General features: G+C 64.2%; 17 protein-coding genes. 11 read left to right on the plus strand and 6 right to left on the minus strand.

Annotated elements, in window-relative coordinates; genetic code table 11:
• The first annotated feature begins 618 nt into the window (after positions 1–618).
• The 6 genes from tldD (at position 619) to glcF (ending at position 8,962) form a co-directional block, all read left to right on the plus strand.
• The gene (gene tldD / locus API01S_RS11595; RefSeq protein WP_006218381.1) at positions 619–2,079 is read left to right on the plus strand and encodes a metalloprotease TldD; all 1,461 of its coding nucleotides are present in this window, start codon (positions 619–621) and stop codon (positions 2,077–2,079) included.
• A 278-nt stretch (positions 2,080–2,357) separates the two neighbouring features.
• Entirely contained in the window at positions 2,358–3,431 is a 1,074-nt protein-coding gene (gene aroG / locus API01S_RS11600) for a 3-deoxy-7-phosphoheptulonate synthase AroG (protein WP_006218382.1), read from the plus strand.
• A gap of 100 nt (positions 3,432–3,531) precedes the next feature.
• Positions 3,532–4,941, plus strand: coding sequence for an FAD-binding oxidoreductase (locus API01S_RS11605; protein WP_039883027.1), 1,410 nt, complete (start codon positions 3,532–3,534; stop codon positions 4,939–4,941).
• Positions 4,942–5,104: 163 nt separating this feature from the next.
• Positions 5,105–6,604, plus strand: a complete 1,500-nt coding sequence (locus API01S_RS11610; protein ID WP_006218384.1) for an FAD-linked oxidase C-terminal domain-containing protein — start codon at positions 5,105–5,107, stop codon at positions 6,602–6,604.
• 12 nt (positions 6,605–6,616) lie between these two features.
• On the plus strand, positions 6,617–7,723 hold the full coding sequence (glcE, locus tag API01S_RS11615) for a glycolate oxidase subunit GlcE (RefSeq protein ID WP_050727708.1): 1,107 nt from the start codon (positions 6,617–6,619) through the stop codon (positions 7,721–7,723).
• A 3-nt stretch (positions 7,724–7,726) separates the two neighbouring features.
• Positions 7,727–8,962 carry a glycolate oxidase subunit GlcF gene (gene glcF, locus API01S_RS11620; protein WP_050727707.1) on the plus strand — a complete coding sequence of 412 codons (1,236 nt, stop codon included), beginning with the start codon at positions 7,727–7,729 and terminating at the stop codon, positions 8,960–8,962.
• A 112-nt stretch (positions 8,963–9,074) separates the two neighbouring features.
• On the opposite strand, the gene API01S_RS11625 is transcribed toward glcF, so the two are convergent.
• The 5 genes from API01S_RS11625 to API01S_RS11645 all read right to left on the minus strand — a co-directional run bounded on the left by API01S_RS11625 (position 9,075) and on the right by API01S_RS11645 (position 14,103).
• A complete protein-coding gene (locus tag API01S_RS11625) occupies positions 9,075–10,514 on the minus strand; it encodes an NAD(P)(+) transhydrogenase (Re/Si-specific) subunit beta (protein WP_050727706.1) in 1,440 nt (479 codons plus the stop codon).
• Entirely contained in the window at positions 10,511–10,828 is a 318-nt protein-coding gene (locus API01S_RS11630; protein WP_050727705.1) for an NAD(P) transhydrogenase subunit alpha part 2, read from the minus strand. The genes API01S_RS11625 and API01S_RS11630 overlap by 4 nt, the downstream gene beginning before the upstream one ends.
• Before the next feature lie 2 nt (positions 10,829–10,830).
• Entirely contained in the window at positions 10,831–11,949 is a 1,119-nt protein-coding gene (locus API01S_RS11635; protein WP_006218389.1) for a Re/Si-specific NAD(P)(+) transhydrogenase subunit alpha, read from the minus strand.
• Between the two features lie 218 nt (positions 11,950–12,167).
• Entirely contained in the window at positions 12,168–13,043 is an 876-nt protein-coding gene (locus API01S_RS11640) for an N-formylglutamate amidohydrolase (protein ID WP_006218390.1), read from the minus strand.
• Between the two features lie 70 nt (positions 13,044–13,113).
• On the minus strand, positions 13,114–14,103 hold the full coding sequence (locus API01S_RS11645; protein ID WP_006218391.1) for a Bug family tripartite tricarboxylate transporter substrate binding protein: 990 nt from the start codon (positions 14,101–14,103) through the stop codon (positions 13,114–13,116).
• 258 nt (positions 14,104–14,361) lie between these two features.
• On the opposite strand from API01S_RS11645, the gene API01S_RS11650 reads away from it, so the two are divergent.
• The 3 genes from API01S_RS11650 (at position 14,362) to API01S_RS11660 (ending at position 17,343) form a co-directional block, all read left to right on the plus strand.
• On the plus strand, positions 14,362–15,288 hold the full coding sequence (locus API01S_RS11650) for a LysR substrate-binding domain-containing protein (RefSeq protein WP_006218392.1): 927 nt from the start codon (positions 14,362–14,364) through the stop codon (positions 15,286–15,288).
• A gap of 7 nt (positions 15,289–15,295) precedes the next feature.
• Entirely contained in the window at positions 15,296–16,414 is a 1,119-nt protein-coding gene (mnmA, locus tag API01S_RS11655; RefSeq protein WP_061304542.1) for a tRNA 2-thiouridine(34) synthase MnmA, read from the plus strand.
• Between the two features lie 107 nt (positions 16,415–16,521).
• Positions 16,522–17,343, plus strand: a complete 822-nt coding sequence (locus API01S_RS11660) for a sulfite exporter TauE/SafE family protein (protein ID WP_006218394.1) — start codon at positions 16,522–16,524, stop codon at positions 17,341–17,343.
• A 145-nt stretch (positions 17,344–17,488) separates the two neighbouring features.
• Here API01S_RS11660 and API01S_RS11665 read toward each other — a convergent pair whose 3' ends face one another.
• Entirely contained in the window at positions 17,489–18,100 is a 612-nt protein-coding gene (locus API01S_RS11665; protein WP_006218395.1) for a glutathione S-transferase, read from the minus strand.
• Between the two features lie 161 nt (positions 18,101–18,261).
• Here API01S_RS11665 and purB point away from each other — a divergent pair, with 161 nt between their 5' ends.
• Positions 18,262–19,638, plus strand: a complete 1,377-nt coding sequence (gene purB / locus API01S_RS11670; protein WP_050727702.1) for an adenylosuccinate lyase — start codon at positions 18,262–18,264, stop codon at positions 19,636–19,638.
• A gap of 58 nt (positions 19,639–19,696) precedes the next feature.
• Positions 19,697–20,155, plus strand: a complete 459-nt coding sequence (locus API01S_RS11675) for a c-type cytochrome (protein WP_061304544.1) — start codon at positions 19,697–19,699, stop codon at positions 20,153–20,155.
• Positions 20,156–20,215 lie beyond the last annotated feature (60 nt).

Below are 20,215 nucleotides of genomic sequence, written 5' to 3' on the forward strand. Positions count from 1 at the left end.
GGACGATTGGAAACAATGGGCGATTTGGTTCACAAGGCGGACGAATACCCCAAAGAGGCAGGGATTCAGGTGCGTTTTGTTTCAATTCACGAAAAAATCACGCGGTATGTGGCATCCCAGGCCCGGTACGGCAGGGTTATCAGCTATTTAACATGGCAATTCAGAAGCCGGCTTTCCCACACCCGTGAGGCGGGATCGAATTGACCCTGGTTCCCCGCTTTCTTTCTCCAGGCATGCATTTTGGCATTCACAATTTCCTGGATTGATATGACGAGCAAGGCGCCTGAATTCGTCCGATTCCGCATTTTGCGCCGCACTTGTAAGACCAATCCTAGGCAATGAGCTGTCTTGTAGGCCAAGGGAAATGGAAGCCCAAGAATCCACGGATCGGCGTACCAGGCTGTTATGTGGCGAAACAATATTGGTTGTAATTGCTTGGCTTGATACTTACCGCGACGGCCCCATCTTATTCACGCGTGAATAATGTGCGGCCCCCAGGATCCCCGAATGTTGGTCGGAACCGGGACGCGGGGCCCCGGTCGGCGGTACGATACGGTCTTGTGCATCCACGCAACGCGCGTGCGCCCGTGGCGCGCCGATGCCCCCTGAATAGAGCCTATGAAAATCACTGATCCCGCTATTGCTTCCCTTGCCACCGCCAAATCGCTTTTGCTCGACCCTTGGGGCCTGACCGAAGCTGACATGGCGCGCGCACTGGGGGAGATCTTCACCCACAAAGTCGACTACGCCGATCTGTACTTCCAGTACACGCGCAGCGAGGGGTGGAGCCTGGAAGAGGGCATCGTCAAGACCGGCAGCTTTTCGATCAGCCAAGGCGTCGGCGTGCGTGCCGTGAGTGGTGAGAAGACCGCCTTCGCCTATTCCGATTCCCTGTCCGCCGACGCGCTGCTGTCCTCGGCGCACGCCGTGCGCGGCATTGCCCGGCGCGGCGCCGGCAAGGTCAAGGTGGCCGCCCAGGTCGAAGCCGAAATGGGCCGCAGCCTGTACGCCGACATCGATCCCGTCGCCACCCTGAGCGCGCCTGAAAAGGTGGCGCTGCTGGAACGCATCGAGCGCATGGCCCGGGCGCGCGATCCTCACGTCATCCAGGTGATGGCGGGACTGGGCGCTGAATATGACGTGGTGCTGGTGGCTGGCAGCGATGGTCGCTTGGCCGCCGATGTGCGGCCGCTGGTGCGCCTGTCGCTGACCGTGATCGCCGAACGCAATGGCCGCCGCGAAATGGGTCATGCCGGGGGCGGCGGACGCCTGGGCCTGGCCTACTTCACCGACGAAATGCTGCAAGGCTACGTCGAGCGCGCCGTGCATGAAGCCATGGTGAACCTGGAAGCGCGCCCCGCGCCCGCCGGCGAGATGACGGTGGTGCTGGGCTCGGGCTGGCCGGGCATCCTGCTGCACGAAGCCGTGGGCCATGGCCTGGAAGGCGACTTCAACCGCAAGGGCTCCAGCGTGTTTTCGGGCCGCATCGGCGAACGCGTGGCGTCCAAGGGCGTCACGGTGGTGGACGACGGCACGCTGCCCGACCGCCGCGGTTCGCTCAATATCGATGACGAAGGCAACGCCACCCAGCGCAACGTACTGATCGAAGACGGCATCCTGCGCGGCTACATGCAGGACACCTTGAATGCACGCCTGATGAAAACCGCCGCGACCGGCAATGGCCGCCGCGAATCGTTCGCGCATCTGCCGATGCCGCGCATGACCAACACCTACATGTTGGCTGGCGACAAGCCCGCCGAAGAAATCGTGTCCTCGGTCAAGCGGGGCCTTTACGCCGTCAACTTCGGCGGTGGCCAGGTCGACATCACCAGCGGCAAATTCGTGTTCTCGGCATCCGAGGCCTACATGATCGAAGACGGCAAGGTGACCTACCCGGTCAAGGGCGCCACCTTGATCGGCAACGGCCCGGACGCCATGACGCGCGTCACGATGATCGGCAACGACCTGCAACTGGATTCGGGCGTGGGCACCTGCGGCAAGGACGGCCAGAGCGTGCCGGTTGGCGTGGGCATGCCGACCGTGCGCATGGAAGGGCTGACCGTGGGCGGCACCGCCTGAACCACCAATCGGGCCGCCATGATCGATAAAAAACGATGTGACGGCCCGAAAATTTTGTGCTAGAGTCGTTTCCCATGAAATTCGCGTCCCCCGCCTTTTACTTTTATTTTTATGGTTTTCTGAAGCCGCTGGCGGAGGAAGGGACGCACTCAATCTGAAGTTTGGAAAGAATCCCCCCCAAAAAAGCCGCCAGCGAACTGGCGGCTTTTTTTGTGCCGCCAGAATCGGAATGAACCGATCGGATTGGACCCGTTGGCGGGCAACCCAGGAGCAGTACCGTGTCACACAATACCGACGACCTTCGCATTCGAGAAATCAAGGAACTGAATCCGCCCGCGCACGTGATGCGTGAATTCGCATGCACCAAGGAGGCGTCCGACACCGTGTTCGCCGCCCGCCAGGGCATGCACCGCATCCTGCACGGCATGGACGACCGCATGATCGTCGTGATCGGCCCCTGCTCGATTCACGACACGCGCGCCGCCATCGAATATGCGAAGCGTCTGAAGCCGGTGCGTGACCGCCTCTCCGCCGATCTGGAAATCGTGATGCGCGTGTATTTCGAAAAGCCGCGCACTACGGTCGGCTGGAAGGGCCTGATCAACGATCCGGACCTGGACGGCAGCTTCGACATCAATAAGGGTGTGCGCGTCGCCCGCGAATTGCTGCTGGACATCAACAGCCTGGGCTTGCCGGCGGGTTGCGAGTTCCTGGACATGATTACGCCGCAGTACATCGCGGATCTGGTCTCCTGGGGGGCGATCGGGGCACGCACGACGGAAAGCCAGGTGCACCGCGAACTGGCTTCCGGACTGTCGTGTCCGGTGGGGTTCAAGAACGGCACGGATGGCAACGTCAAGATCGCCGTCGATGCGATCAAGGCTGCCTCGCAGCCGCATCATTTCCTGTCGGTGACCAAGGGCGGACATTCGGCCATCGTGTCGACCGCCGGCAATGAAGACTGCCACGTCATCCTGCGTGGCGGAAAGACGCCGAACTACGATGCCGCCAGCGTTGATGCCGCCTGCCAGGACGTGTCCAAGGCGGGTCTGGCGCAGCGCATCATGGTGGACGCCAGCCACGCCAACAGCAGCAAGGATCCGGAAAACCAACCGCGCGTGATCGAAGACGTGGCGCGCCAGATGGAAGCGGGCGATGCGCGGCTGGTCGGCGTCATGGTGGAAAGCCATCTGCTGGGCGGCCGTCAGGACATGGTGCCTGGCAAGCCGCTGGTGTACGGCCAGAGCATCACCGATGGCTGCATCGATTGGGATGCATCGGTCGCTGTGCTGGAACGCCTGGCGCATGCCGTGCGCGAGCGCCGCCGCGTTGCGTTGACCTCGGGCAAGTAAGCGCTTTGCACCGCAAACCGTCTTCCTGGGGCGGTTTGCGGTGCAGCATGCTTGGCGGCGTAGAATATTCAGCTTAACGAAACCCGAGAACACGCTGATCATGAACGCTCCCTTGCACGCTGAAACGTTGCGCCGTGCGGTGCCGGCCGCCTGTCTTGATGCCTTGCGCGCGCGCTTTGGCGACCGCCTGTCCGAATCCGCCGCCGTGCGCGAACATCACGGCCGCGATGAATCGCCTTATCCCGCCATGTTGCCCGACGCCGTGGTCTTCGCGCACAGCACCGAAGATGTGGCCGCCGTGGCCAAGCTGTGCAATGAACACCGTGTTCCCTTGATTCCCTACGGCGCGGGTTCGTCGCTGGAAGGCCATGTCCTGGCGATCCAGGGCGGCATCAGCCTTGACCTGTCGCAGATGAACAAGGTGTTGGCGATCAACGCCGAAGACCTCACCGCCACCGTACAGGCCGGTGTGCTGCGCAAGCAGTTGAACGAAGAAATCCGCAGCACCGGCTTGTTCTTCCCGATCGATCCGGGCGCCGACGCCAGCCTGGGCGGCATGGCCGCCACGCGCGCGTCCGGCACCAACGCCGTGCGCTACGGCACCATGCGCGAAAACGTCATGTCGCTGACCGTGGTGACGGCCGATGGCCGCGTCATCCGCACGGCCGGCCGCGCGCGCAAATCGTCGGCGGGCTACGACCTCACGCGCATCTTCGTGGGTAGCGAAGGCACGCTGGGCATCATTACGGAAGTGACCGTGCGGTTGTACCCGCAGCCCGAAGCCGTGTCGGCGGCGGTCTGCAACTTTCCGACGCTCGATGACGCCGTGCAAAGCGTCATCGAAATCATCCAGATGGGTGTGCCGATCGCTCGCGTGGAATTCATGGATGCTGCCAGCGTGCGCTCGGTGAACCTCTACAGCAAGCTGAGCCTGCGCGAAACCCCGCTGCTGGTGTTCGAGTTCCATGGCAGCCCGGCGGGCGTGCAGGAACAGGCCGAAACCGTGCAAGCCATCACCGCCGAACATGGCGGCATGGACTTCGAATGGGCCGAACGCCCCGAAGACCGCAGCCGCTTGTGGACGGCGCGCCACAATGCCTACTTTGCCGGACTGCAACTGCGCCCGGGTTGCCGCGCCAGCACCACCGACGTGTGCGTGCCGATCTCGCGCCTGGCCGACTGCGTGCGCGACACCGTCGAAGAGTTGGAACGCGCCAGCTTCCCGTACACGATCGTCGGCCACGTGGGCGACGGCAATTTCCACGTGCTGATGTTGCTGGACGCAGACAGCCCCAAGGAATGGGAAGAGTCGGAAACGATCAACCACAACCTGGTGCGCCGCGCCATTGCGGCCGATGGCACCTGCACGGGCGAACACGGCGTGGGTCTGCACAAGATGCAGTTCATGGCAGAAGAGCACGGCGACGATGCGCTGGATCTGATGCGTAGCCTGAAGCACGCTTTTGATCCGAACAACATCCTGAACCCGGGCAAGATCGTGTCCTGGTAATCCGGCCAGATCATCCCTGAAAGCCGACGGTTTTGCCGTCGGCTTTTTTACGTCCTCGCCGGGTTCGATTACCGCTGGTTACGACTCTGTCACGGCGATGATCCCATGGATGCGGGTAAATCCCGGCCTGTTTTCATAGAGCGCTCGCGCTATTGTTGCGCTCATGAATTCACTGGTCGAAACCGGCCTGGCACAAGTGCAGGCGCCTTATTCGTTGCAGCAGCTCATCGAGGCGTTGTCGGCCGCGTTGCCCGCGCACTGCGTATTGTTCCGCGAAGAGGATACCCGTCCCTACGAGTGCGACGGCCTCTCTCTGTATCGCGCGCTGCCCGCCGTGGTGGCGCTTCCTGAAACCGAAGAACAGGTGCAGGCCGTCATGCGGATCTGCAAGCGGCTCAATGCGCCGCTGGTCGCGCGCGGCGCGGGCACCGGCTTGTCTGGCGGCGCGATGCCGCACAGCCAGGGCGTGTTGCTGGGCCTGTCGAAATTCAACCGCATCAAGCACATCGACCTGGCCAGCGCCACGGCCGTCGTGCAGCCCGGCGTACGCAACCTTGCCATCTCCGAGGCCGCTTCGCCCTACGGCTTGTATTACGCGCCGGACCCTTCCAGCCAGATCGCCTGCTCGATTGGCGGCAACGTCGCCGAAAATTCCGGCGGCGTGCATTGCCTGAAATACGGGCTGACCGTGCACAACGTGCTGCGCGTGCGAGTCGTCACCATCGATGGCGACATCGTCGAACTGGGCTCCGAGGCTCCCGATGCGCCAGGCCTGGATCTGCTGTCGGTCTTCATCGGATCCGAAGGCATGTTGGGCGTGGTCACCGAAGTGACCGTCAAGCTGATTCCCAAGCCTGCGTGCGCGCAGGTCGTGATGGCCAGTTTTTCCAGTGTCGAGGCGGCGGGCAACGCCGTCACGCAGGTGATCGCGGCTGGCATGATTCCGGCCGGTCTGGAAATGATGGACCGCCGCGCCACGCACATGGTCGAGCCCTTTGTCTGCGCCGGATACGACCTGGACGCGCAAGCCATCCTGTTGTGCGAATCGGACGGTACGCCCGACGAAGTGGCGCACGAGATCGCGCGCATGGAAGCGGTGTTTCGTGACGCCGGCGCCACGCGTTGCCAGGTGTCCACATCGGAAGCCGAGCGCCTTAAATTCTGGGCCGGCCGCAAGAACGCATTCCCCGCGGCAGGGCGCGTGTCGCCCGATTACTACTGCATGGATGGCACGATTCCGCGTCGCCATCTGGCGCGCGTGCTGGGCGCCATCGAGCAGATGGAAGATGAATTCGGCTTGCGCTGCGCCAACGTTTTCCATGCGGGCGACGGCAATCTGCATCCGCTGATTCTGTTTGATTCGAACAAGCCGGACGAGGTCGAGCGCGCCGAGAAATTCGGCGCGGCGATCCTTGAGCTGTGCGTGCAGGTAGGAGGCACCGTGACCGGAGAGCACGGTGTGGGTATGGAGAAAATAAATCAAATGTGCGTGCAATTCTCTCGCGAAGAACTCGACGCGTTCCTGGCGGTCAAGCGGGCGTTCGACCCGCCTTGTCTGCTGAATCCTGAAAAAGTCATTCCCACGCTGGCTCGTTGCGCCGAATACGGCAAGATGCACGTCCATGCGGGCGAGCTGCGATTCCCCGACCTCGCCCGATTCTAGGACGTATCCCCCATGGAATTTGTCCTGTCGGAATTGTGCGACCAGGTCATGACGGCTCGTGCCGGCCACAAGCCGCTGTTCGTGATGGGCGGTGGCAGCAAGGCGTTCTACGGCAACTATCGGCCGGTCAGGCCGCAAGACGGCCATTGCCTGCTGGACATGACGCCGTATCGCGGCATCGTCAGCTACCACCCCTCCGAGCTGGTGGTGACGGTGCGTGCCGGCACGCTCTTGTCCGAGCTGGAAGCGGAGCTGGCTGAGAACGGCCAGATGCTGGCGTTTGAACCGCCGCACTTTGGCGAAGCTGCCACGGTGGGCGGTTGCGTGGCGGCGGGGCTGTCCGGGCCACGGCGCATGAACGCGGGCGCCTTGCGCGACTTTGTCCTGGGCACCCGGTTGCTGGACTCCGAAGGGCGCATGCTGTCGTTCGGCGGTGAAGTCATGAAGAACGTGGCGGGGTACGACGTGTCGCGACTGTTGGCGGGGTCGCACGGCATCTTCGGCGCGATTCTGGATGTGTCGATGAAGGTGGTTCCCCGGCCTATGGAAGAGCTGACGCTGGTGCTGCCCGCCACGCAGGCGCAGGCGCTTTCCAGTTTTGCGTTGTGGCGTGGCAAGCCTTTGCCGATTTCTGCCACCAACTGGACGGGGGGCGATGGCGATGCCGAAGGCCTCATGCACGTGCGTCTGTCGGGCGCACCGCCAGCCCTGGCCAGCGCGCGCCGGGTCATCGGGGGCGATCCGCTGCTGCCGGATGCGGCGATTGCGTGGTGGCGGTCGCTGCGAGAGCAGACCCACGAATTTTTCCAATCGAACCGCCCGCTATGGCGGCTGGCCCTGCCTCCAACGGCCACGGCGCTGGACCTGGGGCCCACGCTGATCGAGTGGGGCGGCGGGCAGCGCTGGCTCTCGGGCATGCATGATGCCACCGAATTGCGCGACGCCGCCGCGCGGCTGGGAGGGCACGCCACCTTGTTCCGCGTGGGCAACGGCAGGCCGCCGGCCGATGGCGTATTCCATCCGCTGGCGCCCGGCATCGCGGCCATCACACGCCGGCTCAAGCAAGAGCTTGATCCGGCCAGCCTGTTCAATCCTGGCCGCCTGGTTCTGGAGCTATAACGCATGCAAACCAACCTGGCATCCTGGGCCCGCGATACCGAATTGGGCAACGAGGCCGACGCCATCTTGCGGCGCTGCGTGCATTGCGGTTTCTGCACGGCCACCTGTCCCACCTATCAGGTGCTGGGCGACGAGCTCGACAGTCCGCGCGGCCGTATCTATCTGATCAAGCAGGTGCTGGAAGGCGCCGAGCCCACGCAATCCACGCAGCAGCACCTGGACCGCTGCCTGACCTGCCGCAATTGTGAAACCACTTGCCCGTCGGGTGTGCAGTACGGGCATCTGATCGACATTGGCCGCAAGATCGTCGACGAACGCGTGCCGCGTTCGTGGGCGGACAAGTCCAAGCGCAACCTGTTGAGGCGCGCCATGTTGTCGCCCATGTTCGCGCCCGCGATGCGGGTCGGGCAGGCCATGCGGGCGATGCTGCCCGATGCGCTTAAGCGCAAGGTGCCGGAGCGGCGCGATGCGGGCGCGTTGCCCGTCGTGTCCGGGCATGCACGGCAAGTGCTGATGCTGACCGGGTGTGTGCAGCCGGCCATGATGCCAACCATCGATGCCGCGACCATTCGCGTGCTGGATGCGGTGGGCATCGGCGCGCGCATGGCGCCCGGCGCAGGATGCTGTGGCGCCGTCAGTTTCCATCTGGACGCGCAAGAGGCCGCGCTGGCACAGATGCGCGCCAACGTCGATGCGTGGTGGCCGCTGTTGCAGGACACGGCGGTCGAGGCCATCGTCATGAATGCCTCGGGCTGCGGCGCGATGGTCAAGGAATATGCGCATCACCTCAAGCACGATCCCGCCTATGCGCAGAAGGCCGCGGACATCGTTGCACGGGTCAAGGACGTGGCCGAGATCGTGGCGCCGCATGCCGCGCAACTGCGCGCGCGCTTGGCCGAAGGCACGCGCGCCGCGTTCCATCCGCCGTGCACGTTGCAGCATTGGCAGGGGCTGCGGCCCTTGTCAGAGCAACTGCTGGCAGACCTGGGATTTGACCTGCAACCCTTCGCCGACAAGCATCTGTGCTGCGGCTCGGCGGGCGCCTATTCCGTGCTGCACCCGGACATCGCGCTGCAACTGCGCGACCGCAAGCTGAACGCGATTGCGGCGGGTGGGCCGGACGTGATCCTGTCGGCCAACATCGGCTGCATCGGCCATCTGCAAAGCGGCACCGACACGCCGGTGCGGCATTGGGTGGAAGTGGTCGACGAGCAACTGCGCCGCGCGGACGCGTCATAAGGGATTAGGGCTAAGGGCCAAGGACTAAGAGCCAAGGGCCAATGGCGAAGTCGCCGCGCAGTACGGCTTGCCACGAACGCCCGGCCTTGGGCGTTCGCGGCAAGACGGCGGTCTATTCCACCGCCTTCACCATGTCCTCAAGCACCTTCTTGGCGTCGCCGAACACCATCATCGTGCGGTCCATGTAGAACAGCTCGTTGTCCAGGCCGGCGTAGCCCGATGCCATCGAGCGCTTGTTCACGATCACGGTGCGCGCCTTGTAGGCTTCCAGGATCGGCATGCCCGCAATCGGCGACTTGGGATCGTTCTTGGCGGCGGGGTTGACCACGTCGTTCGCGCCCAGCACCAGCACCACGTCGGTCTGCGCGAATTCACTGTTGATGTCTTCCATTTCGAAGACCTGGTCGTAGGGCACTTCGGCTTCGGCCAGCAACACGTTCATGTGGCCCGGCATGCGGCCCGCCACGGGGTGGATGGCGTACTTGACCGTCACACCGCGTTCCGTGAGCTTGGTGGCCAGCTCTTTCAGCGCGTGCTGCGCGCGCGCCACGGCCAGGCCATAGCCGGGCACGATGGTCACGCTTTCGGCGTTGGTCATCAGGAACGCCGCGTCGTCCGCGCTGCCAGACTTGACGCTGCGCTGCTGCCCCGAGCCCGCGTCCGCCGCAGCGCCCGCCTGCCCGCCAAACCCGCCCAGGATCACGTTGAAGAACGATCGATTCATCGCCTTGCACATGATGTAGGACAGGATTGCGCCGGAGGATCCCACCAGCGAGCCGGCGATGATCAGCATCGGATTGTTCAGTGAAAAGCCGATGCCGGCCGCCGCCCAGCCCGAGTAGCTGTTGAGCATCGACACCACCACCGGCATGTCCGCGCCGCCGATCGGGATGATGATCAGCACGCCCAGCACGAAGGCCACCAGCGTCATGATGATGAAGGGCGTCCATTGCTGGGTCAGCATGAACCACACGCCGCAGCCCAGCATCACCAGAGCCAGCGCCAGATTCAGCATGTGCTGGCCGGGAAACACCACGGGCGCGCCCTGGAACAGCCGGAACTTGTACTTGCCCGACAGTTTGCCAAACGCGATGACCGAGCCCGAGAACGTGATCGCGCCCACGAAGGTGCCGATGAACAGCTCGAAGCGGTTGCCAGTGGGAATCAGCATGCCGGCCGGCACGATGCCGAACGCATGCGGTTCGGCCACGACCGCGACCGCGATGGCGACCGCCGCCAGGCCGATCATGCTGTGCATGAAGGCGACCAGTTCGGGCATCTTCGTCATCTCGACGCGGCGCGCCATCAAGGTGCCGATCGAGCCGCCCACGAGCAGGCCCAGCAAGACCCAGCCCAGGCCGATGGTGGCCGTGCCCTCGCGTGCCAGGCCAATGATGAGCGCCGCCGTGGTCAGTACGGCGATCGCCATGCCCGCCATGCCGAAGGCGTTGCCCAAGCGCGAAGTCGTCGGATGCGAGAGCCCCTTGAGCGCCTGTATGAAGCAGACCGAGGCGATCAGGTAGAGCAGGGTGACGAGGTTGAGCGAGATCATTTCGCTTCCTCCTTGCCCGGCTTGCGATCCTTTTTCTTGAACATTTCCAGCATGCGGCGCGTGACGAGGAAGCCGCCGAACACGTTCACGGCGGCCAGCGCGACGGCGAACACACCCATACCGCGCGCCAGCCCCCCTTCGGTCAGCGCGGCCGCCAGCATGGCGCCCACGATGATGATGGCTGAAATGGCGTTGGTCACCGCCATCAAGGGCGTGTGCAAGGCGGGCGTGACGTTCCAGACGACGTGGTAGCCGACATAGATGGCCAGCACGAAGATGATGAGATTCATCAGGGTGGGGTTGATCACTTCCATGTTCAGGTCCTTTGCATCAGATTGCCGCCTTCGCATACCAGGCAGGCCGCCACGATTTCATCGTCGCGCTGGATGGCCAGCGCGCCGTCCGCATTGATGATGAGCTTCAGGAAGTCCATGATGTTGCGCGCATAGAGCGCGGACGCATCGGTGGCGACCAGACCGGGCAGATTGGTCAGGCCGATGATCGTCACGCCGTGCTTTTCGACGATCTGGCCGCGTTCGGACAAGGGGCAGTTGCCGCCACGTTCCACCGCCAGATCGACCAGCACCGAACCGGGCTTCATGGCTGCGACGGTGTCGGCGGACACCAGCGTCGGGGCCGGGCGACCCGGAATCAGCGCGGTCGTGATGACGATGTCGGCCTGCTTGCAGCGTTCGGAGACGAGCGCCGCCTGCCGCGCCATCCAGCCGGGTGGCATGGCCCGCGCATAGCCGCCTTTGCCTTCGGCGATTTCGCGTTCCTCGTCGGTTTCGAAGGGCACGTCGATGAACTTGGCGCCCAGGGATTCCACCTGTTCGCGCGCGGCGGGGCGCACGTCCGAGGCCTCGACCACCGCGCCCAGGCGCTTGGCGGTGGCGATGGCCTGCAAGCCGGCAACGCCGGTGCCCAGCACCACGGCGCGCGCGGCCTTGAGCGTGCCAGCGGCGGTCATCATCATGGGAATCAAGCGGCCGTAGTGGTGCGCGGCCAGCAGCACGGCCTTGTAGCCGGCCAGGTTGGCCTGGGAAGACAGCACGTCCAGGCTTTGCGCGCGCGTGATGCGCGGCGCGGATTCCAGCGCGAAGCCGGTCAACCCGGCCGCGGCCATCTGTTCCATGCCCTCGGCGTCGAACGGATCGAGCATGCCGATGACGACGGCGCCCCGTTTCATATGGGGCAATTCTTCGGGGGAGGGGGCGCGAACCTTCATGACGAGGTCCGCGCCCAAGGCATCCTGGGCGGAACCGAGCGTGGCCCCCGCGGCCTCGTAGGCGTCGTCGGGATAGCGGGCGGCGGCGCCGGCTCCACGCTCCACGACAACGGTGTGTTTGCCGCCTATGTACTTCTTGACGGTCTCCGGTGTTGCTGCGACACGGGTTTCCCCGTCTCGGGTCTCTTTGGGTATCCCGATGTGCATCGACGCCTCTCCTCAGAAGGTTCGCCGTAGTTATACAGCCTTTGCCGCCGCCACGCGCACTCATTGCAAATGCGCGCGGCGATCGGGACCGAGGGTTCGCGTTGGGACGGGCAAAAAAAAGCCCCATGGCGAACCATGGGGCTCGGGTTTTGCAACCCACTTGCTCCGGCCAGTCTTACCACGCCGCTGGCCGGCTACTTGCACGCAAACGTCCGGCGTCAGGCCGTTTGCGCGCGAGTCCAGTTGATCAGCGCGGCGGTCAGGTCGCGCAGATCGGCCTTCAGGCGGCCATAGTTTTCAGTCGGACGCAGCGAGACTTCGTCCATGTACAGCTTGCGGTTGATCTCGATCTGCAAGCTGTGGCGGCCTTCCTCGGGGCGGCCGAAGGCGCGCACCAGTTCGACGCCCTTGTACGGGTCGTTGACCGTGACGTTGTAGCCGCGCTCGCGCAGCCAGGCCGCGATGAATTCGCGGAAAGCCGGATCGCTGGTGCTGCCATCGCGGTCGCCCAATACGAAATCGGGGTGGACCAGGCCGGGGCGGTCGGTGGCGAAGGCGCCGGCAACGCTGGGCATGGAATGACAGTTGATGTGCCAGACCTTGCCGAATTTCTTGTGCGCCGAATCCAGCACCTGGGCCAGCGCCGCATGGTAAGGCTTCCAGCAGGCTTCGATGCGATGGCGCACTTCTTCAACCGTCAGCTTGCGGTTGTACAGCGGCGTGCCGTCATCGAGCATGCGCCAGATCAGGCCCTTGCCCAGCTTGACCTTGGGCGATGCGTTGATGGCATCGGGCCAGGCGGCGTCCAGCAGCAGTTCGTCGATCTCGTCGGACGCGCGGTTGGCGTCGATGTAGGCGCGCGGAAACGCGGCGGCAACCATCGGCACGCCCATGTCGAGCGCGTCGCCCCACAAGTCGTCAACCCAGGTGTCCTCGGCAGTGCGCAGCGCGCCAAAGTCCACCGCGGCGGCGAAGTCGGGAGGGTAGGCGGTGCCACTGTGCGGAGAGTCCAGCACAAGCGGGGCCGAGGACTCCGAATCCGGATATTGCTGCGGAAGGTCGAGCCGGTAAGACAGGGGTTGGGTAATTCGCATATAGAGGTGTTGCGTTCGTGTATCGGAGGCCCGCGCCGCGCCTTGTGGCATGGCGCGGGCCGAAGATCGCTTAGTCGATCTTCACGTTGGCTTCTTTGGCGATGCGCTTGTTCTTGGCGATTTCAGCGGCGATCTGCTTGCCGAAGTCAGCCGAGCTGTTGGCGGCGGGTTCAGCACCCAGGCCTTCCAGGCGCGACTTCACGTCGGCGTCAGCGCTGACCTTCTGCACGGCGGCGTTCAACTTGGCCAGGATGGGTTCCGGCAGCTTGGCCGGGGCAACCAGGCCAAACCACGACGCGTCGTTCACGGCCGGCAGGCCGGCTTCGGCGAACGTGGGCACGTTCGGCAGGCTGGCGACGCGCTTGGGCGAGGCGACGGCCATGGCGATCAGGCGGCCGGACTGAACGTGCGGCAGCGTGGACGGCAGGTTGTCATACATGACATCGACCTGGCCGGCCAGCGCGTCGTTCAGCGCCGGGCCCACGCCACGGTAAGGAACGTGCATCAGATCGGTGCCCGAGGCCATCTTGAACAGTTCGCCCATCATGTGCGAAACCGAACCGTTGCCGGCGGACGCGTACGTCAGCTTGCCCGGCTGGCTCTTGGCCAGCTTGATGAAGTCGGCGATGTTCTTGGCGTCAACCTTGGGGTTGATCGTCATGATGTTCGGCACGGCAGCCAGGTTCGAGATGGGCGTGAAGTCCTTCTCGCCATCGAACGGCAGGTTCGGGTAGATGGCCGGGTTGATGCCGTGCGTGCTGACCGTGGCGATGCCCAGGACGTAGCCGTCCGGCGCGCTGCTGGCAACGAAGGCGCTGCCGATCGAGCCGCCGGCGCCACCGCGGTTTTCCACCACGACGGTCTGGCCCAGTTCCTTGCCCAGCTTGTCCGCGAACAGGCGGCCGACGATATCGGTGGTGCCTCCGGGCGGGAAGGGAACGATCAGGCGGATGGGCTTGGTCGGATACGCATCTTCAGCGTGCGCGATACCCGAGGTCAGCGGCATGGCCAGGGTCGCGGCAGCGACACACAGGCCCAGTACTACGTTACGGCGTTGCATGGATTCCCCTAATAAATGGAAAGCGAATGCGCAAAGGCACTCGCAAACGCAACGATTCTTTCCTGGCGGGGCGGTTTGCGCAAACGAAAGTTTCTCCGTAAGCTATGACTTTTTTTCATGCCTCCGGTTTGCCAGCACGGTTCGGGCGTTACTTTTGTGTAACTTTTCCGCCTGCGGCAGGCCGTCCGAAGGCAGGGGGGAAGCTCCCCCGATCAAGCCCCGCCGGGGCGGGAGCCCCACACGACGTGGGGGCGATATATGCGACGTTTCTGTCCCTCATTAACGGATCTTCAAGCGTTTGAAGTGGCCGCGCGGCACAGCAGTTTCACGCGCGCGGCGCAGGAACTGTGCGTCACGCAAGGCGCGGTCAGTAAACAGGTGAAACATCTGGAAGAGTTCGTAGGCGTCGAACTATTCCTGCGCATCAGGCAAGGCCTGGTGCTGACCGAGGCGGGCCGCAGTTATCTGACCAAGGTTCAAGCGGGGCTGGGCCAGATTGAAGCGGCCACGGTGGAGCTGATTGCGCATCAAGGGCAGGGCGGCACGCTCAACCTGACCTGTATGCCGACCTTCGGCGCGCGCTGGTTGATTCCGCGCCTGACGGCCTTCATGCGGCTGCGCCCGGACATCCATGTCGAATTCCTGCCCCACCGTCAGGGCTACGATTTTTCCACGCCTGAATTGGATGCCGCCGTCCGCTTCGGCGAAGGCATCTGGCCGGGAAGCGGGGCCGACTACATCGTCGGGCGCGAGATCGTCCCGGTATGCAGTCCGCGCCTGATCCCCGGTGGCTGTCCTTCGCCGGAAGCGTTGCTGGCCTATCCGCTGCTGCATCACACGTCGGCGCTGGAAGGCTGGCGCGATTGGTTCGAGCAGGCCGGTTGCGATAGCCGGCGCAGCCTGGAAGGCGCGCGCTTCGATCAGTACGCGCTGCTGTCGCAGGCGGCCGCGGCCGGTTTTGGCGTCGCGCTGATCCCGCGCTGCCTGATAGAAGACGAGTTGCGCGATGGCAAGCTGGCCGTCGCCATGCAGTTGCCGATCCGCGCGCGCATGGGCTACTACCTGTGTTATCCCGAGCAGAAAGCAAACCTGCCCACTTTGCAGGCGTTTCGCGCCTGGCTGATGGAAGTGTCGCGCGCGGCTGAACCGCAGCCTCAAGAAGACGCTTTGTCCGAACTAAAATAGCCGCATCATGAGTCAAATATCTACCAAGAAAGGCCGCGTTGTCGTGGGCATGTCGGGCGGCGTCGATTCTTCGGTCACCGCCTGGCTGCTCAAGCAGCAGGGCTACGAGGTTGTCGGCCTGTTCATGAAGAACTGGGAAGACGACGACGATTCCGAATACTGCTCCACCCGCCAGGATCTGCTGGACGCCGCCAGCGTCGCCGATCTGGTCGGCGTGGAGTTCGAGTTCGTCAATTTCGCCGCTGAATACAAAGACCGCGTGTTCGCGGAGTTCCTGCGCGAATACTCCGCTGGCCGCACGCCGAACCCCGACGTGCTGTGCAACGCCGAAATCAAGTTCAAGGCTTTCCTGGACCACGCGATGGCGCTGGGCGCGGAACACATCGCCACGGGCCACTACGCCCGGGTGCGCGAAGTGCCGGCCGAAGGCGGCGGCACGCAGTTCCAGCTGCTCAAGGCGCTGGACGCGTCCAAGGACCAGAGCTACTTCCTGCATCGGCTGAATCAGGCGCAGTTGTCGCGCACGCTGTTCCCGCTGGGCGACATCCACAAGACCGAAGTGCGCCGCATCGCGCACGAGATCGGCCTGCACAATGCCGCCAAAAAGGATTCCACCGGCATCTGCTTCATTGGCGAACGCCCGTTCCGCGAATTCCTCAACCGCTACCTGCCTACCGAGCCCGGTCCGATCCTGACGCCGGAAGGCCAGCAGGTCGGGCGTCACGAGGGTCTTTCGTTCTACACGCTGGGCCAGCGCAAGGGGTTGGGCGTGGGCGGCGTGAAGGGACGCCAGCGCGAAGACGGCACGGCCGAAGCCTGGTACGTGGCGCGCAAGGATCTGGAACGCAACATCCTGTACGTGGTGCAGGGGCATGACCATCCCTGGCTGCTGTCCAGCCAGTTGCAGGCGCAGGACGCCAGCTGGGTGGCGGGCCACCCGCCAGCGATTGCCAGCTACGGCGCCAAGACGCGCTACCGCCAGGCGGACGCGGCCTGCCGTCTGGATCAGGCCGCCGACGGCACGTTCGCGCTGGATTTCGAAGTGCCGCAGTGGGCCGTCACGCCGGGCCAGTCGGCCGTGCTATACGATGGCGAAGTCTGCCTGGGTGGCGGCATCATTCTGTAGCGAGGCGCACCGGCCGGGTGCGTGCGTGTATCAGCAAGGCCCCGTGGGCGCGACGCCTGCGGGGCCTTGTTCATAAGACCAAGAATTCAAAACGAGAGGAGAAGGTTGTGGATGTTTCGATGGTGATTTGCCTGCTGGTGCTGGGCGCGGTGGTCGGCTTCGCGGCGGGTTTGCTGGGCATCGGCGGCGGGATGCTGCTGGTGCCATTTTTGACAATGCTGTTCGCCTGGCAGGGCATGCCGCCCGAGCTTGTCGTGCACGCCGCCATCGCCACGTCGATGACGTCCATTCTGTTCACCTCGATCTCCAGCGTGCGGGCGCACCAGCAGCGCGGCACGATCAAATGGAACATCGTGTGGGCCATGGCGCCCGGCATCATCATCGGCGGCCTGGTGTCCGGCGGCGCGGTGTTTGCCGCACTCAGCACATTGTGGCTGTCGCTGTTCTTCGCGTTGTTCGTCGGCTATTCGGGCTGGAGCATGCTGCGCAACAAAAAGCCCAAGCCGGCTCGTCAGATGCCAGGCGTGGTGGGCACCAGCGCGGCGGGGGCGGGCATCGGGTTCTTGTCCGGGCTGGTTGGCGCGGGCGGGGGATTCCTGTCGGTGCCGTTCATGGTCTGGTGCAACGTCGCCTTGCACAACGCCGTGTCGACGTCGGCCGCGCTGGGCTTTCCCATCGCGCTGGCCAACAGCGTGGGCTACGTGGTGTCGGGTCTGAATGAAGGGACCTCGCGCCCCGGCATGCTGGGCTACATCTATTGGCCCGCCTTGCTGGCGCTGGTGTGCACCAGTGTCTTGACCGCGCCCCTGGGCGCGCGCATGGCGCATCGCCTGCCGGTGCAGACCTTGAAGCGGGTGTTCGCATGCTTGCTGTTCGCGCTGGCGGCCTACATGCTGTTCAAGGCCTGGCAGACTTTCGCGGCCCAATAAGGGCTGCTGCGCAAGGCAGGCGTGGGCGGCGGCCATGGTTGAACCCGTGGTCGCCGCCCATCTTGTTTTCCGGGCGTGCAATGCAAACCGGCCGCAAGGCGGCCGGTGGTCAATCGCCCGTGCAAGACGGGCAGGCGAAGGGGGTTCAGGCCGTCTTGGGCACGGTGTCGATGAAGGACTGGCGTTGCGCCAGCTTGTCGTACAGGCGAGCCAGGTTCAAGTGGTTGGCGCGCCAGTCCAGCGCGGCGAAGCGCAGATCCAGGTAGCCCAGCGCGCAACCGACAGCGATGTCGGCCAGGCTGTAGTTGATGCCCATGCAGTGGGCGTTGTCACCCAGGCTTTTGTTCATGGCGTCTAGGCTGGCGTGGATCTTGCCGTATTGGCGCTCGATCCATTCCGGGCTGCGTTGCGCCTCGGGACGCTGGTTTTCCTTGACGATGGCGACACAGGCATCCAGCACGCCGTCGGCGATGGCTTCCCAGCACTTGACGGCGGCGCGATCGCGCCCCTGCTGCGGAATCAGGCGTGCGACGGGCGACAGGGTGTCCAGGTACTCGACGATGACGCGCGAATCGAACAGCGCGCCGCCATCTTCCATGACCAGGCAGGGAACCTTGCCCAGCGGGTTGTACGTTTGGATCTGCGTGTCGGCGGACCAGACGTTTTCGAGTTCAAGCCGGTAGTCCAGCTTTTTCTCGGCCATGACGATACGCACTTTGCGTACGTATGGACTGGTAAGCGAGCCGATCAGTTTCATGGAGTCACAAGCGGAGTCGAAAAGCGGCCGAAGTATAGCAGGCCGTAAGAGGGTCACACCGTCCGCCGGCCGGAATCTTCGCCAGTTTGCCACAATGTTGCGCGCCCTCGGATGATAAAATCGTCGGGTTTTCCCATCCGCAGCCCTTTCTTCTCCAGACCATGCAAATCGCCGACCAGTTGAGCCAACTTAATGCCCTTTCGCCATTGGATGGCCGTTACGCTTCCCGGAGCGACGCGCTGCGCGGTCTGCTGTCGGAAGCCGGCTTCATGGCGCACCGTGTCGAAGTCGAGGTGGCCTGGCTGGTCGCCCTGTCCGACGCCGGCCTGCCCGAACTGCCCACCTTTTCCCAGGCCGCACGCCAGCGCCTGCAACAGCTGGTGCAGGATTTTTCGGAAGCCGACGCTGCCCGCATCAAGGACATCGAACGCGTCACCAACCATGACGTGAAGGCGGTTGAATACTGGTTGAAAGAAAAAGTGGCCGACGATGCAGAGCTTGCCCGCGCCGCCGAATTCATCCACTTCGCCTGCACCTCCGAAGACATCAACAACACCTCGCACGCGCTGATGCTGTCGCGCGCCCGGGACCAGGTCGTGGTGCCGCGCTTGCAGGAACTGGCCGCCAAGCTGAACGACATGGCCGTGGCTCAGGCCGATCAGCCGATGCTGTCGCGCACGCACGGCCAGCCGGCCAGCCCCACGACGCTGGGCAAGGAATTCGCCAACGTGGCCGCGCGCCTGAACCGCGCCATCGCCGCCGTGCAGGCCGTCGAACCCCTGGCCAAGCTGAACGGCGCCACCGGCAACTACAACGCCCACCTGTCGGCCTATCCGGAAATCGACTGGCCCGCGTTCAGCCAGCGCGTGCTGGCCGGCCTGGGCCTGACCCAGAACCGCCACACCATCCAGATCGAGCCGCATGACTGGATGTCGGCCTTGTTCGACGCCATCACGCGCGCCAACATCATCGTGCTGGACCTGGACCGCGACGTCTGGGGCTACGTGGCGCTGGGCTACTTCAAGCAGCGCCTGAAGGAAGGCGAGGTCGGTTCCTCGACCATGCCGCACAAGGTCAATCCGATCGACTTCGAAAACTCCGAAGGCAACCTGGGCCTGGCCAACGCCGTGCTGCGCCACCTGGCCGACAAGCTGCCGATTTCCCGTTGGCAGCGTGACCTGACCGACTCCACCGTGCTGCGCAACCTGGGCGTGGGCCTGGGCTACTGCCTGGTGGCGTGGGATGCGTGCATGCGCGGCCTGGGCAAGCTGGAAGTGAACACGGCTGCGATCGACGCCGACATCGACGCTTGCTGGGAAGTGCTGGCTGAACCCGTGCAAACCGTCATGCGCCGCTATGGTTTGCCGCAACCCTACGAACAACTCAAGGCATTGACCCGTGGCAAGGGCATCACCGAAGAGGCCCTGCGCGAATTCATCCAGGGTCTGGCATTGCCCGAAGAACCCAAGGCTCGTCTGCTGGCCATGACACCCCGGTCATACATCGGGCTGGCCGCCGAGCTGGCGCGGGCGGTATAGTCGCCATGCCGCGCGCGTCATGCGCGCGGCGCACTTGTTGTTCTTACGGGAGATTGCAATGCAAAAGTTGTCCACGCTTGTCGCGTTGGCCTGTATGACCGTGGCGCCGTTGCTCGCGACGACCGCGTCGGCGCAGTTCGCCAAGCCCGAAGACGCGGTCAAGTATCGTCAATCGGCGTTGACGCTGATGGCTTCGCACTTCGGTCGCATGACGCCGGTGGTCAAGGGCCAGGCGCCTTACGACGCCGCGCAGATCAAAGCCAACGTCGAAGTGCTCAAGACCTTGTCGGCGCTGCCGTGGACGGCTTTCGGGCCGGGAACGGAAGGCGGCGATGCGCGCCCCGAAATCTGGAGCGACGCTGCCGGCTTCAAGCAAAAGCAACAGGCTTTCCAGGACAATATCGTCAAGTTGTCGGCTGCTGCCGACGCTGGCGACCTGGACAAGCTGCGTGCCGCCTTCGGCGACGTGGGCGCCAGCTGCAAGGCTTGCCACGACGCGTATCGCAAGAAGAAGTAAGCCGCTGCCGTCTTCGGACGGCGTCGATGCTTGCCAAACAAAAAGCCCCCCGATGCATCG

It is taken from the genome of Achromobacter piechaudii NBRC 102461 (genome assembly GCF_001571245.1).
Classification (GTDB): Bacteria; Pseudomonadota; Gammaproteobacteria; order Burkholderiales; family Burkholderiaceae_B; genus Achromobacter; species Achromobacter piechaudii.